Annotated in this window: 17 protein-coding genes; 4 read left to right on the forward strand and 13 right to left on the reverse strand. The window is 34.8% G+C overall.

Annotated features, from left to right (window positions below; translation table 11 throughout):
- Positions 1–8: 8 nt before the first annotated feature.
- The 4 genes from hemN to HN014_RS05570 form a co-directional block, all read right to left on the reverse strand.
- On the reverse strand, positions 9–1,373 hold the full coding sequence (gene hemN / locus HN014_RS05555; protein ID WP_176027894.1) for an oxygen-independent coproporphyrinogen III oxidase: 1,365 nt from the start codon (positions 1,371–1,373) through the stop codon (positions 9–11).
- 39 nt (positions 1,374–1,412) lie between these two features.
- On the reverse strand, positions 1,413–2,249 hold the full coding sequence (locus tag HN014_RS05560; RefSeq protein ID WP_176027895.1) for a universal stress protein: 837 nt from the start codon (positions 2,247–2,249) through the stop codon (positions 1,413–1,415).
- An 89-nt stretch (positions 2,250–2,338) separates the two neighbouring features.
- The gene (locus HN014_RS05565; protein ID WP_176027896.1) at positions 2,339–3,394 is read right to left on the reverse strand and encodes a response regulator; all 1,056 of its coding nucleotides are present in this window, start codon (positions 3,392–3,394) and stop codon (positions 2,339–2,341) included.
- Between the two features lie 12 nt (positions 3,395–3,406).
- Complete coding sequence (locus tag HN014_RS05570; RefSeq protein WP_176027897.1) at positions 3,407–4,633, reverse strand: PAS domain-containing sensor histidine kinase; 1,227 nt, start codon at positions 4,631–4,633, stop codon at positions 3,407–3,409.
- 112 nt (positions 4,634–4,745) lie between these two features.
- On the opposite strand from HN014_RS05570, the gene HN014_RS05575 reads away from it, so the two are divergent.
- Positions 4,746–5,144: a hypothetical protein gene (locus HN014_RS05575; protein ID WP_176027898.1), complete on the forward strand. Its 399-nt coding sequence runs from the start codon at positions 4,746–4,748 to the stop codon at positions 5,142–5,144.
- 27 nt (positions 5,145–5,171) lie between these two features.
- Entirely contained in the window at positions 5,172–6,059 is an 888-nt protein-coding gene (locus HN014_RS05580) for a DUF3298 and DUF4163 domain-containing protein (RefSeq protein WP_176027899.1), read from the forward strand.
- A gap of 207 nt (positions 6,060–6,266) precedes the next feature.
- Here HN014_RS05580 and HN014_RS05585 read toward each other — a convergent pair whose 3' ends face one another.
- Complete coding sequence (locus HN014_RS05585; protein WP_176027900.1) at positions 6,267–7,103, reverse strand: universal stress protein; 837 nt, start codon at positions 7,101–7,103, stop codon at positions 6,267–6,269.
- A gap of 111 nt (positions 7,104–7,214) precedes the next feature.
- Positions 7,215–7,514 carry a ribosome-associated translation inhibitor RaiA gene (gene raiA / locus HN014_RS05590; protein ID WP_176027901.1) on the reverse strand — a complete coding sequence of 100 codons (300 nt, stop codon included), beginning with the start codon at positions 7,512–7,514 and terminating at the stop codon, positions 7,215–7,217.
- A 152-nt stretch (positions 7,515–7,666) separates the two neighbouring features.
- Here raiA and HN014_RS05595 point away from each other — a divergent pair, with 152 nt between their 5' ends.
- A complete protein-coding gene (locus HN014_RS05595) occupies positions 7,667–8,563 on the forward strand; it encodes a metallophosphoesterase family protein (protein ID WP_176027902.1) in 897 nt (298 codons plus the stop codon).
- 116 nt (positions 8,564–8,679) lie between these two features.
- Here the strand turns inward: HN014_RS05595 and HN014_RS05600 are convergent, their stop codons facing one another.
- From HN014_RS05600 to trmB, 5 genes are all read right to left on the reverse strand, one after another.
- Positions 8,680–8,925, reverse strand: coding sequence for a NifU family protein (locus HN014_RS05600; RefSeq protein WP_176027903.1), 246 nt, complete (start codon positions 8,923–8,925; stop codon positions 8,680–8,682).
- A 3-nt stretch (positions 8,926–8,928) separates the two neighbouring features.
- A complete protein-coding gene (locus tag HN014_RS05605; RefSeq protein WP_176027904.1) occupies positions 8,929–10,065 on the reverse strand; it encodes an Mrp/NBP35 family ATP-binding protein in 1,137 nt (378 codons plus the stop codon).
- A gap of 183 nt (positions 10,066–10,248) precedes the next feature.
- Complete coding sequence (locus HN014_RS05610) at positions 10,249–10,578, reverse strand: MGMT family protein (RefSeq protein WP_176031044.1); 330 nt, start codon at positions 10,576–10,578, stop codon at positions 10,249–10,251.
- The gene (locus HN014_RS05615; RefSeq protein ID WP_368660069.1) at positions 10,575–11,210 is read right to left on the reverse strand and encodes a LysE family translocator; all 636 of its coding nucleotides are present in this window, start codon (positions 11,208–11,210) and stop codon (positions 10,575–10,577) included. Before HN014_RS05615 ends, HN014_RS05610 begins: the two co-directional genes overlap by 4 nt.
- Entirely contained in the window at positions 11,207–11,893 is a 687-nt protein-coding gene (gene trmB, locus HN014_RS05620) for a tRNA (guanosine(46)-N7)-methyltransferase TrmB (protein ID WP_176027905.1), read from the reverse strand. The genes HN014_RS05615 and trmB overlap by 4 nt, the downstream gene beginning before the upstream one ends.
- A gap of 172 nt (positions 11,894–12,065) precedes the next feature.
- On the opposite strand from trmB, the gene HN014_RS05625 reads away from it, so the two are divergent.
- Positions 12,066–13,121 carry a glycosyltransferase gene (locus HN014_RS05625; protein WP_176027906.1) on the forward strand — a complete coding sequence of 352 codons (1,056 nt, stop codon included), beginning with the start codon at positions 12,066–12,068 and terminating at the stop codon, positions 13,119–13,121.
- On the opposite strand, the gene HN014_RS05630 is transcribed toward HN014_RS05625, so the two are convergent.
- The gene (locus tag HN014_RS05630) at positions 13,059–14,138 is read right to left on the reverse strand and encodes a cell wall metabolism sensor histidine kinase WalK (protein WP_176027907.1); all 1,080 of its coding nucleotides are present in this window, start codon (positions 14,136–14,138) and stop codon (positions 13,059–13,061) included. The two genes, HN014_RS05625 and HN014_RS05630, sit on opposite strands and share 63 nt — an antisense overlap.
- Positions 14,138–14,821 carry a response regulator transcription factor gene (locus HN014_RS05635; RefSeq protein WP_176027908.1) on the reverse strand — a complete coding sequence of 228 codons (684 nt, stop codon included), beginning with the start codon at positions 14,819–14,821 and terminating at the stop codon, positions 14,138–14,140. Before HN014_RS05635 ends, HN014_RS05630 begins: the two co-directional genes overlap by 1 nt.
- Positions 14,822–15,033: the final 212 nt, after the last annotated feature.

A 15,033-nucleotide genomic window follows, 5' to 3' on the forward strand; every position in this document is an offset into this window, starting at 1 on the left:
TATACAGTTTAAACCGTCATAGAGAACAGTCGTGTCTCTGGTTTATGACGTTGTAATCTCAGATCAAATGACATACATATATTGCGTACAAACGGGCGTCCTTTTTCTGTGATACGAATTCCATTTGGTAAAATTTCCAACAAGGAATCACGCTCCATTTCCTGCAATCTAACGAGTACATCAGGTAATTCTGTAAAACGAAATGTATCATCATCCCAAAAAGTTTCAAAATGACACATTAGGTTCAAAATATGTTTTCTTATAATTTCATCTTCTTCAGTAAGAATGTGCCCTCTATATACAGGAATTACTCCTTCTCTTATTAAATGTTCGTATTCTTCGATTCCTTTTACATTTTGGGCAAATCCATACCAGCTATCACTAATAGAGGACACTCCTAATCCAATCATCAATTGGGTTTTAGAAGCTGTATACCCCATAAAGTTTCGATGTAGTCTCTGAGATTCCATAGATTCATATAGGGTGTCATTTTCTAATGCAAAATGATCCATTCCTATTTCTGTATATCCAGCTTCTGATAGCATTCCTTTTCCTATTTCATATTGCATCCGCTTTTCCTCTCCACTAGGCAGATCTGCTTCATTATAACCTCTCTGCCCATTTCCTTTAATCCAAGGCACATGCGCATAGCTATAAAATGCCAGGCGATCCGGAGATAACTCTTTTGTTCTTTCTATGGTATGTGCTACTTCTGTTTTTGTCTGAAAGGGCAAACCAAAAATAATATCATGTCCTATGGAAGTATACCCTATTTCTCTTGCCAGATCGGTGACTTTTTTTACTCTTTCGAAGGGCTGTACTCTATGAATTGCTTTCTGAACCGCTTTATTATAATCCTGCACCCCATAACTCACTCTTCTAAAACCAACATCATACAATGCCTGTAAATGCTCTCGGGTGGTATTGTTCGGATGTCCTTCAAAACTAAATTCATGATCTTCTGCTATCTTAGCATGACGTACTATCCCATGAATCAAAGCTGCCAGATTCTCTGGAGAAAAGAAAGTAGGTGTTCCCCCTCCTAGGTGTAGTTCCTTTATTGTTGGCTTTCCATCAAAAAGAGCTCGATACAATTCCCACTCTTTTAATAAAGTACTAATATATGGTCCTTCCACTTCATGCCGTCTCGTAATTCGTTTATTACATCCACAAAAAGTACACATACTCTCACAGAATGGAAGATGTATATACAGACTAATCCCTTCCTTATCATTACTCTCCTTAAAGGATCTTTTAATTGACTCCTTCCATTTTTTTAATGAAAATGTATCATTCTCCCAATATGGAACAGTTGGATAACTGGTATATCGAGGTCCCGGAATATTATATTTATCAATTAAATTACTACACATTTTGGTTTTATTTTTCTATTGGATTTTATCTTGTTTCTTCTATTCGTGCAATACCAGAAATGGGATTTTTGTATGGTAACTAATATTTTCTACAACCGGTCTGAACAGTAATTTTTGAAAAAAATTAAGATTCTTTGCTACCATAGCAATCATATCAATGGAGTTTTTTTCTACAAACCTCTGAACCCCTTCTTCAATACTTTGATGGGTTTCAAAATGAAAGCTATGCTCATTTTTGGAGAGGCTATCATCCAAAAACATCTGGTTTTTATGTTGTAGTGCTGTTAATTCTTGTTTTTTCTTCGAGATATGGAGAATGCGCAACATAGCATCTTTCATTGTTATAATCTCAGTAATCGTATCTAGCACCCTATTTTTATAATAGATATTAAAATCTGTAGGGAAAGCGATTTCCTTCGGCGGTTTATAGGTTGCATTTTCCGGAATTACCAAAACAGGGCATTGTACTTTGGTAATTACATCCCCCGTATTACTCCCTATAACTGCTTCTTTTAGTCCCGAAGCTCCTTTTGTTCCCATAATAATGAGATCAATTTCATTTTCTACTACCTGTTTGCGGATAGCTTCTATAAAAAAAGAATGTTCGTGCAACATAAAAAAACGATGAGCTTTGCCCGTTGCATATTCACGCATTCTTCCTAGCAGTTTCTCCTGCTCTTCGGCTACATTATAATCGCCTTTGTTTTCTAATACAATATTTTTTATTCCATATAAAGAAGCAGTCCCATTTACCTTTAATGGAGAGACATGCACTATATAAAAGTTGCATGGCTGATCCTCCAAAAAGGATAACGCATATGTAATTGCATTCCACGAATTTTCAGAAAAATCGGTGGGAATAAGGATATTCTTCATTTTTATAACACATTGTATAATGACACAAATGTATTATTATGACTTCTGCTAAAGAATGATATAAATCAGTTTCTAAAAATCAGGAATGATTATTCGATTAACTGCAAGCCCTGAAGGTCAAGAATTTTTATATTTCTCCCTTCTATTTCTATTAATTCTTGTTTTTTAAATGAGGAAAGTGTTCTGATCAAGCTTTCTGTTGCAATTCCTGCTACACTTGCTAAATCATTTCTCGATATTTTTATGGTTTCTTCAGGTTTTTTACCCAAAACTTCTGCAAACTGTATTATGGTTTGTGCTGTTTTTTTTCTGACAGAGCTATATGCCATTTGCAGCAATTGCTCTTTAATATCTGATAGATGATCTGTCAACAACTCCATCAATTCCATAGACACTTGTTGACTTTTAGCCAATACTTCTTTTAGTGTTGTCTTAGAAATCCCTGCTAATACAACCTCTTCAACAGCCGTAGCTGATTCCTGATATGGAATATTATCCATAAATGAAGTAAATCCTAAAAAATCATCTGCCTTATACAAGTCTGTCGTTAATTCTTTTCCACTTTCATCCATTTTGTGGTTTTTAACAACCCCTTTGAGAATCAGATAGACTTTATTAGAATGTTCTCCACTGGTATAAATCGTTTCTCCTTTTTTATATGTAAGTTCTTCTCCATTATCATCAAAAAAGTTTTTCAACTCATGGATATTTCTCAACTGGTCTTCGGGAGATTCTTTTTCTATATTTTCATTCGCTACTGCTGTATTCGCTAAGAGTATTGATTTTGCCAGCCTACTTTCTATAGCACTTAATAATTCTTCTTCATCAAATGGTTTGGTCAGATAATCATCTGCTCCCATATCCATTCCTTTTCTTATTTCTTTATGTTCTGTTTTGGCAGATAAAAAAATAAAGGGGATATGTCTGGTGGTCTTTTCTTTCGACAAGGCTTCTAATACTCCATATCCATCTATTTCAGGCATCATAATATCGCACACTACAACACTAGGCAATTCTTCCTTTGCCATTTCTATACCTACTCTTCCATTAGGGGCTGTTACCACTTCATAATCCGACAGTTCTAGTAACTCTGCTGTATTTTCTCTCAGCGCCGAATCATCTTCTATTAGGAGTACTTTTTTCATCTTCTCTCTTAGTTAGGTTTTTACCGGAAGTACTACCCGAAAGGAGGTTCCTTCATTTTGCTTGCTCGTAAAAATAATATTACCCCCTAGATTTTCCAAATGCGTTTTCACAATATTAAGACCTATCCCAGTTCCCTGATCTAGTAATGCATTTTCTGCCCGGTAATATCTTTTGAATATAAATTTCTGTTCTTCTTCTGGTATTCCAATTCCTTCATCGCAGACAGATATGGATAGATTATTGTTCTTCAGTGATACGCTTATTTCGATCGTAGAATACTCTCCTGAGTATTTAATTGCATTATGCAACAAATTGGAGATAATTAGTTCTACAATTTTATCATCTGATATAATAGTTGTTAGTTTTTCCTGATAAGACACATTAATCTTCTGCCCTTCTTTAAGCAGCATCCTAAAATCCCCAATGGTATTTTCTACAATTTCTACAATTGAAAATGGGTTCTTTCTATACTGTACCTTACCTGTTTCCAATCGTTCTATCGACAGAAAGTCATTTAATATATTATCCAGGTATTTTACCTTTTGGGCAATGGTATCAAGATGTTTTTTTCGTTTCTCTTGCTGTTCTGTTTTTGTATACTTTTTTGCCAGTGCAGCAGAAGTCATAATTCCACTTAGCGGTGTTTTGAATTCATGAGAAACCATGGATAAGAATTTCGTCTTTAATTCATTTAATTCCCGTTCGTGTTTCAGAGATTCTTTTATTTTATGTTCTGCAATTTCTCTGCGTTTCATCTCTTGTCGCAGGTCTGCTACTGTCTTTTTCAATTCTGCAGTGCGTTCAGTAATTTTCTGTTCTAAACGGGCATTTAGCGCTACGATTTCTTGTTCCTTCTCTTTTCTTTCAGAAATATCAACAATAAGCGCCATGATATACCCTTCTCCTCCAATCTGAAAGGGGTTTAATCCTGTCTCTGCCGGAAACTCTGTACTGTCTTTTCTTTTGCCACAGACGGATCGTACTCCTCCCATTTGTCTTTTTTTTAAAGCTTCCTGATAAAACCCTTTAAAATATCCTTGATGAACGTTATGAAATTGATCTGGTATTAATGTATTGAGCGTTTTTCCGACCAATTCTCCCCGCTCATACCCAAACATCTTATCTGTTGCTTTATTGGTCGCTACTATGACCTGGTTTTTATCAACCACCACAATCCCTTCTGATATCGCTCCGAAAAGTAGTTTAAAAACATTATTATTTTGATGGAAAACCCGCATGGATTCAAATATATAGTTTCAACCATTTTGAGAAACTGATATTTATCATAATCCGAAAACTTATTAGCAATTACTTTTATTCTCTCGAATTTTATGACAAAATAATGCCGTTATGAAGAATCAAGTTGAATTTTATCAAAGCCTGGGAAAATTATTTTATGCTGTTGCTGCTTCTGATAAAAATGTAAGAGCAGCAGAAAGAGCTTTTTTGAAAGAGTTTATCAATACCCAATGGACACTATTAGAAGATAGCACCGACGAATTTTATACTGCTGCTGCTTTTCAGATTGAAATTGTCTTTGACTGGTATGAGGAAAATGGAGTTACCTCAGAGGAGTCTTTAACTTCTTTCAAAACGTTTAAACATAACAATCCTTCTTATTTTACTCCGGGAATTAATCAAATGATCTGGCATACTGCTATCGGCATTGCTGATTCTTTTTCGGGAATTAATAAATACGAAGCAATCGTCCTTAGTAAAATTCAGTCATTACTTAATATTGAATCTTAACCTTTATCCTAAACCCTATTGTTTATTATGAAACATACTGTTTTCTTTTTTGCTTTTCTCTGTATATTCTCCTGTAAGAAAAAAACACCTGAAAAAAGCCCCGTTTTGACCTCCCCGGTTATTGAAACAGCTGAGACCTCTGATAGCTTGGCTATAAAAACCCAGGAGGTATTCTCAGAAAAAGATCTGAATTCTCAAAAAGAGAAACTGAGATCTCTGAAAAAACAACAGCTGTTCAACATCAAAGATGATAAATTATCATTGCAGAAGATGTTGTTATCCAAAGCATTTTTTAAAGAAACTGATCAATATATTCTAGATTATAAATACCCATATCTACACGAAAAAGAGCACCCTTCTTTTAGTATCTTTAATAAACGTATTGAACGAGATTATCTAAATATCTCTAAGGTTGAAAATGAGATATTAGAAAATAAAAACCGTAGTTGTGATTCCCTATTACCCTCGACATCAAAAGACAAAAGAATATTGGATTATAAGGCGTACTTTTCTAAAAATAACACTATAAGCATACTCGTTTATAAGGAAAATTACTATGCAGGAGCTGCTAACTCTTCATATATGTTTGAATGTCTCAACTTTGATACTGACAATGCTGCTTTTATTACTCATGGTGATTTCTTTAAAAAAGATACTGACAAAGAACTTTTTACTACCATAAATAAGACGATCAAAGAGACTATTTCATCCGGAGAAATGTATTATGATTGCTGGAGTTTATCTGAAGGAGATTTCGACCTATACAAAAACAACTTTATTATTGCTGAGGACTCCATCTTATTTTATTTTGATGATTGTGTGATTTGTCCATCGTATACCGGAACTTATAGCATTACCATTCCGATTCAAAAAATAGCACACCTCATTACTCCTTCCTTTTCTTCTTTGCTATGATCTATTTTTTCCTATTATAACCAACCCACCTTACTACAAACACACAAGGTATTATAAACTTAACCCCAAGCAAACCTCAGAGTATTTATCTCTCAATCGTCGCGTAAAGTATTCTCTTCTAAATAGTACTAAAAAATAAACTCATCAGAAGATTAAATCTGATGAGTTTATATTGACAACTATGCACTATCTCTACGGACAGTCTATTTAGATTTTAAAGGTTACTACTGGTAATGTTGCATGATTAACAATATCTTCTCCTATACTTCCTGCAAAGAAATGCGCCAATCCTTGTCTTCCATGCGTCGGCACTGCAATGGCGTCAGCATCTATTTTGACACTATATTCATACACTCCCTTTTCTACAGAATAATCGTTTCTGTAAGCTATATTTTTCATGTACTCCAAATGTCCTGGTCCTGCCTCATGAAGAAATTCTTCAACTCTTTTCTCTATCTGGGAAGAACTTAAAAAATTCTCTCCTGGTAAGTTTATATATACCAGATGAATTGTCGCTCCTAAGGTATTGAATAATTGCAGGGCGTTAAAAAACGGTTTCAGGTTTTCTATTTTAAAATCACATGCAAATACGACATCTTTTATCTCAAAGTCTTCTCTTCGCTGTTTGATAACCAATACCGGCACTTCTGATGTTCTTACTACTTTTTCGGTATTGGATCCTACAAATACTTCTTCAATACCTCCGGTACCATGAGACCCCATTATAATAAGGTCTACCTCATTATCTTTAGCCACCTCATTTATTTCATGAAATGCTTTATAATTATGGATTGTCTCAGTTACTTTTATACCTTCTAAAAAGTCTTGATCAAGGAATGTTTCGAATCGCTTTTCTGCCAACTTCATATAGAACATTGCTTGTTCCACACCTTCTGATTCTTTTTTTATAAATACAGCTTCAGAAAGTCCTAACATATGCAATACTATAATTTCTGCCTCATGTTTTCTTGCTAATTTTGCAGCTACTTCTAATGCATAGTTCGAAAAATCCGAAAAATCTACAGGAACGAGTATTTTCTTCATAGTTTTATATTTTTAAGGTTAATAAAAGTACCTCTATAACATCCGTTATAAAGCGAAAAAGTGTGTATCTAACCCACCTATTCTAATGTACTGAATTTATACATATTACTATTAATATGCTTTTAGTGCTTCTTTTCGTTTTTTAAGTTGCTTTTCCAAGTCCGATAGTGTTTCTTTTCCTGCCAACTCAAAACTAGTTTCATTAGAAGATGCAAAAATTTGTGGTCCCGGAAGGCTTAATTGTATATCACAAATTTTTCCTTTACCGGTAGGGTCATTTTCTTTTTTGAAAAAAACATCTGCTTTTATAATCCAATCATATCGCTCTCCTAATTTCTCTAATTTCTTAGTAATAAACTCTGACATTGTATCACTGGTAGCCATCTGAACATATTGAATATTAATCGTCATAAATCTTCTTTATTTATTGTTAACTATACTCAAAGATACCCATTCGCCCCTCCTATAACAATGACAATTATCATCTTGTCTTTCGGATTGAGAAATCTATTATTTTATCCCATTTCAATTCTTATCTTTACAGGTATAATTCGAAAAAAAATATGTCTTCTGATTATCGGCTAACCCGTGCATATCAAAATGCTAAAATTGTTCCTTTTAATGACGATTCTAAGTTTATCTTATTTAGCGATTGTCATAGAGGAGATAATAGTTTTGCTGATGATTTTGCCAATAACAGAAATATTTATTTTCACGCAATTCAGCATTACTACCAACAAGGATTTACTTATTGCGAATTAGGGGATGGGGATGAATTGTGGGAAAATTCAAACTTCAAAACTATATTTAAGGCTCATAAAAATGTATATGAGCAGCTTCAGTTATTTCATAAAGATAATCGTTTATTGATGATATGGGGGAATCACGATATGATATATCGCGATCCCAAGTATGTAAAAAAAAACCTGAGTTCTTATTTTGATCCGAAAGTAGATAAAGACATTCCGTTGTTTCCTGATTTAACATATCACGAAGCTGTTATCTTAAGGCATTCGAATACTCAACAAGACTTATTCTTATTACATGGGCACCAGGCAGATTTTGCAAATTATGTAGGATGGAGAATTAATCGTTTTCTGGTTCGGGTTTTATGGAAACCTCTTCAGGTAATAGGAATTGCAGACCCTACAAGCCCTGCCAAAAACTATCGGGAGACGATTAAAGTAGAGCGACGAATCAAAAAATGGATTGCAAAAAACAATAATCAGTTTACTGTAATTGGTCATACACATCGACCTAGGTTCCCGGAAAAAGGAGAGCTCGCCTTATTTAATGATGGTAGTTGTGTTCATCCGAGATCTATTACAGGTATAGAAATAGAAAACGGAGCAATCACATTGATTAAATGGCAGATCGCCACGACAGAAGATGGAACCCTTCGCATCATCAGAGTTCCGCTGGAAGGACCTCAAAAACTAACGGATTTTATTACCGAATAAAAAGAAAAATCACCTCAAGGAAATCCATGAGGTATTGGTTTGTAATCAATATTGAACTATGAGGTAAACCTCAGTTCTTTATAAAGTTACTCAGTAAATATGGAAAAAGTACTATTTTATCCTTCTATATTCACTACTTCTTCTACCTGAGGAGCGTACTTTTTAATCGTCATCTCCACTCCAGATTTCAATGTCATTTGATTAACACTGCATCCTACACAAGCACCTTCTAATTGTACTTTTACTTTTTTTCCGTCTTCATCAATAGAAATTAAAGAAATATCACCACCATCACTTTTTAGAAATGGTCTGATTTCTTCTAGCGCTTTTTCTACATTTTCTCTTAATTCTTCTGGAGTCATTTTTTATTTTTTTGTTGCAGAGCATCCTGCCATTGTTGTTATTTTTACTATTTCAGTCGGGGGTAAATTTTCATTTCTATTGACAACTTCCTGAACTACGTTCTTCGTTATTTCATTAAAAGCTTCTTCTGCTGGTGTGTCTACCTGCAATGCTGCCGGACGTCCAATGTCTCCAGCTTCTCTTACACTTTGTATCAAAGGTAATTCTCCTAAGAAAGGTACTTTTAGATCTTCTGAAAGGTGCTTCGCTCCTTCTTGGCCGAAGATATAGTATTTATTGTCTGGCAATTCCGCTGGTGTAAAATACGCCATATTCTCGATAATTCCCAGTACAGGAACGTTTATACTCTCCTGTTGGAACATCGCAACTCCTTTTCTGGCATCCGCCAATGCCACGTGCTGAGGAGTACTTACCACTACAGCCCCTGTAATCGGGAGTGACTGCATAATAGATAAATGAATATCCCCTGTTCCTGGAGGCAGGTCAATCAGCATAAAATCCAATTCTCCCCAAGCAGCATCAAAAATCATTTGATTTAATGCTTTTGCTGCCATTGGTCCTCTCCAAACTACCGCCTGATCTGGCTGGGTAAAAAATCCAATGGAAAGAATCTTTACTCCGTAATTCTCTATAGGCTTCATCTTCGATTTCCCATCTACTGTCACTGACAATGGTCTTTCTGTCGCAACATCAAACATAATTGGGGAAGAAGGACCGTAAATATCTGCATCTAACAACCCTACCTTGAACCCCATTTTTGCTAAGGTAACTGCCAGATTAGAAGTCACAGTAGATTTTCCTACCCCTCCTTTTCCTGAAGCTACTGCTATAATATTTTTAATTCCGGGAATCGGTTTGCCCTTGATTTGATTCACCTCTGGTTTTGGTGGAGCTTCTACTTTAACATTTACCTTAACTTTGGCTTTTTCGTATACTTTTTCATGAATTACTTTCATGATGTCTACTTCTGCTCTTTTTTTGATATGTAAAGCCGGGGTCGATAATGTGATATCAACAATAACTTCATCTCCAAAAGTAATTACATTTTTCACAACACCACTTTCTACCATATTCTTACCTTCTCCGGCTACAGTGATGGATTCTAATGCTTTTAAAATAGCTGCTTTTTCTAGCTTCATTTTTTGTTTCCTTTTTCCAAAAATAAATCTTCCAATGATCCACTAAGACTACAAAGATAACGTGAAAAGTTAAGATTATAAAACAAGATTATTGAAATGATTTATATATAAATTACTCCTGACAATAACGCTTCTGGTTCTTTTTATATCACGATATGGGGTCAGTCTTTATTTTTAAGTTTATTACAACTCTTTCATAGGGTCCCAAAACACTTTTTCAAAATCCACTATTTGATTATCTTCTACTACAATTCCTTCGCTTTCTAACAATTGCTGCATCAAATTTGTTCCTTTAAAATGATGCTTCCCCGTTAATATTCCTTTTCTATTTACTACCCTATGCGCCGGTACATCTTCTTTTACCCCAGATCCATTCATCGCCCATCCGACCATACGAGCACTTCTGGCAGCTCCCAGGTATTTGGCAATTGCACCATATGAGGTTACTCTTCCTATTGGAATCAGTCTCGCTACTTCATAAACCCTTTCAAAAAAATTGTCGTTTTTTGCTATCTCCAAGTGTAAATAATTCTAATGGTTGTAATGATTACTAGTAATAACATAAGTACTCCCATAAAATAATTGGAATACTTAGTGATGGTCTCTGTTTTCTTTTCTATTTTGAGAAAGGACACTACATATGCATATAATGTCGCAAATGTTCCCAAAGCTGCTGCCATTGAAAATACAAATACTCTGGTACTATCGTATTCTATTTTTCCATTCACACTCATTCCTGCTGCCACAGCACAAAAGTATGGAATCGGCAAAACGTTTATAGTTGACATCATGACCCCTTTGAAAAAGCTTCTTCTATGGGCATGTTCATATACTTTTATTTTAACATCTTTTTGTTTTGCTTTTACAAAAAAGTATATTGCCATTAACAGAAAGACTACTGCTCCTGTACGCAGTAATATATTGTTCACAAATGGGTTATTGAAAATATATTTTGCCAGTAGAATCGCAATAAGCGCCTGAAGAAAAACAATGACGCTGGCTCCAATTGCTACCAGCATTCCATTTTTCTTTCCTCTTTCGAGACATGTTCTCGCCACGGTCATATTAACTAATCCCGGAGGAATAACTCCAATGAGAGAAGCTATAAACGTGACTCCAAAAAGCTTAAAGGTTTCTATTATCATGCTTTATCATCTCTAATCTTAAACTGAATATAGGTGATGGCTTTGTCCTGTTCCAAATATTGTTTTTCATAAAAAGTCTGTAAGGAGGTTACTTCTTCTGGAGCTCCTTCATTATGATATACATTATGGTTCGCATATAACACTTCATGTCCTTCTCCATGAAGTAATCCCAATGTGTATCCATGCATAAATTCACTATCGGTTTTTAGGTGTACGATTCCTTCTTTTTTCAATATTTTGTGATATCGCTTTAGAAAAACACTATTCGTAAGACGGTGCTTTGTTCTTTTGTATTTGATCTGAGGATCTGGAAATGTAATCCATATTTCATCAACTTCTCCCGGTTCAAAAATATGATCTACCAATTCTATCTGAGTTCTGATAAATCCTACATTATCCATTTTATCTTCTATAGCGGTTTTAGCACCTCTCCAGAAACGCGCTCCTTTAATATCAATGCCTATAAAGTTTTTTTCCGGAAATCTCTTGGCCAGACCAACAGTATACTCTCCCTTACCACATCCTAACTCCAAAACAATCGGATGATCATTCTTAAAAAATTTCTTACTCCACGCTCCTTTATATCCCAATTCGTTATTTAGAACCTCTTCTCTTGTCGGTTCGACTACATTGACGAATGTTTTATTCTCATTAAACCGTTTTAGTTTATTCTTACTTCCCACTGATTACTTTTTTATTGTCAGATTACCTGATTTAGGGTTTCTACTTTTTTCTTACAAAGAAACTTTTTCTTTTATTCTTCTGATTATGAAAACTAATTTTATCCTAAAATTTAATTTTTTGGTAAAATTAAGGAAATATATGCATTGAGGGATACGATTACTTTTGTGAATTATGAATAAAAAAGTACTCGTTGCCCCTCTGAACTGGGGACTAGGTCATGCTACACGATGTATTCCTATCGTGAATGCTTTATTGTCTGAAGGTTTTTCTCCTGTTATTGCATCTGATGGAGTTGCTTTATCGCTTTTAAAAAAAGAATTCCCGACCCTAGAAATGAAGGAGCTTCCTTCATACGATGTAACGTATTCAAAAAAAGCCAATCACTTCAAACTTAAAATGCTTCTTAATACGCCTAAAATTGCCCGGGCAATAAAAGAAGAGAAAAAGGCTACGAAAGAGATTATTTCATCAGGCGATTTTTGCGGGATTATTTCTGACAATCGACTGGGGGTACGCCATAAAAGCCTCCCTTCTGTTTTTATTACACACCAACTTACCGTACTAAGTGGAAAAACCACTGCAATCAGTACCAAAATCCACAACAAATACATTAAAAAATTTGACTCTTGCTGGGTTCCTGATATGGCTGGATCTCCTAATCTCAGCGGAGAACTGGGCCATCCTAAAAAAAGTTATATCCCCATCACCTATTTAGGTCCCCTGAGCAGGTTTACTCATGAAAACCTTCCTAAAAAATACGACATCATGATTTTGCTTTCCGGACCGGAACCGCAACGCAGTCTACTGGAAGAAAAGCTTATAAAAGAATTCAAGCAGAGTGATAAAAAAATTGTTTTTGTTAAAGGGCTTATAGAAGAAGAACACCGTTCTTATACCGAAAACAATATTACAGTCCATAATTATCTCACAGGAAATACACTTCAGGATGCTATCAATAACAGCAAATTAATTATTTCCCGATCTGGATACACTACGATTATGGACCTGGCAAAACTAAAGAAAAAGGCTTTCTTTATTCCTACACCCGGACAATTCGAACAAGAATACTTAGCCAAGATTTTATGTGAGAACAAAATTGTTCCCAGTTGCTCTCAAGATGAATTTACACTTCAAAAATTACAAGATATCAATCACTATAAAGGATTACGGTGTTTTAGTACTGATATCAACTACCGGGAATTGTTTAACCCGTTCCAGCGTAAATGAGAATTCACTTCCTACCCGGTAATCGCTTTCTACATAGATTCGCTCATGATGAGCTTCTATAATATGCTTAACGATTGCCAGCCCAAGACCAGATCCTCCTTCTTTTCTGGAACCACTTTTATTTACTCTATAGAAGCGTTCAAATAATCTGGGGATATGACCCTGGGCTATTCCCTCTCCATTATCTGTTACCCGAACAATAACTTTATTTCTGATCAGGTTTTCTATACTTACTTCTGTAGTTCCGTCTTCCTTTCCATACTTAATCGAATTGACTACTAAATTAGAAAGCACCTGCTGTATTTTTTCCTTATCCGCATGAACAATCACAGGCTCTAAATACTTCATATCAAAAGTCAGGACAATATTTTTCTGAGAAGCTTTCATCTCATACAAATCAAAAACACTCTGCACCAGCTCTACAATATCAAAATTGGTATAATTAAGATTCAGGTCTCCCGCTTCCAGCTTGGTTATCATATCCAGATCTTTTACTATATAGATGAGTCGTTCTACTCCTTTAGCGGCTCTATTTAGATACTTCTCTCTAATAACAGGATCTTCCATAGCACCATCCAACAACGTCAGAATATATCCCTGAACTGTAAATAATGGTGTTTTCAGTTCATGAGAAACATTCCCTATAAATTCTTTTCTATATGCCTCTCTTACTTTGAGGCTTTCTATTTCTGTTTTTCTGTTTTTTGCGAATTTCTCCACCTCGAGGATTAAAGTATCCATATTAGTTGTCACAGGAGTTTCCCCTACCGTTTCCGAATCCAAGAGTTCTACTTCATCATATATTTTTTTTACCCTGGTATAGATAAATTTTTCAGTCCTGTACTGAATAATAAAAAATACTGCTACATAAATACTTATGGCAATACTAATCAAAACCCAAAAGGTTATTTCTGAAAAGAAATATAAAAAAACGCTCATGATGAGCGTTAATGATATAGTGATATACAAAGACGTAATAAGCGCAAACTTATACGACTTTTTAAAATTATCTGCCATTATACTACAAACTTATATCCTACGCCTTTTATTGTTTTAAAGCTGTTATCTCCTATTTTCTCTCTAAGTTTTCTAATATGTACATCGATAGTTCTTCCTCCTACAATTACTTCATTTCCCCATACCCGATCGAGAATATCTTCTCTTTTGAATACTTTTCCTGGCTTTGAAGCTAACAGGGATAAAAGTTCAAACTCTTTTCTTGGAAGCACAATCTCTCTTTTATCTTTTACGACTTTATATTCGTCTCTATTGATTTCCAGATCTCCTATTTTGACCACATTGACGACAGCTTCTTCTTCTTTCAGTCTTCGCAATAAAGCTTTTACCTTGCTCACTAAAACTTTTGGACGAATCGGCTTTGTGATATAGTCATCTGCTCCAGATTCAAATCCTGCCACCTGCGAATAATCTTCCCCTCTCGCTGTCAAAAATGTAATTAAAGTATCTTGTAATTCTGGTAATTTACGGATTTGTTCACACGCTTCTATACCATCCATCTCTGGCATCATTACATCTAAAATAATCAACTGTGGCTTTTTTTTCTTTGCTACTTTAATAGCTTCGAGACCATTCTCTGCAGTAATCACATTATATCCTTCTGCAGTGAGATTATATCCTACAATCTCTAAAATATCAGGCTCATCATCTACTAATAATATCGTAATATCTTTTATATTCATAGTGTTTTTTGATTACACACATCCAGTGATAAATATACTATTTAATACGAAGTATACACACTTCTATACACTTAGTAACAATATACTAACATAAGGCTCTTTATATATAACATTAACTTAATATTTCCTTATCCCTTTCTAAGAACCTCCTCTATTCAGTACTTAGCGATCTTCCTAATCCATATCTTATCAAGCATTATTCTATAAAGATA

Origin of the sequence: Aquimarina sp. TRL1, from assembly GCF_013365535.1 — a bacterium.
In the GTDB taxonomy this organism is placed as follows: domain Bacteria; phylum Bacteroidota; class Bacteroidia; order Flavobacteriales; family Flavobacteriaceae; genus Aquimarina; species Aquimarina hainanensis.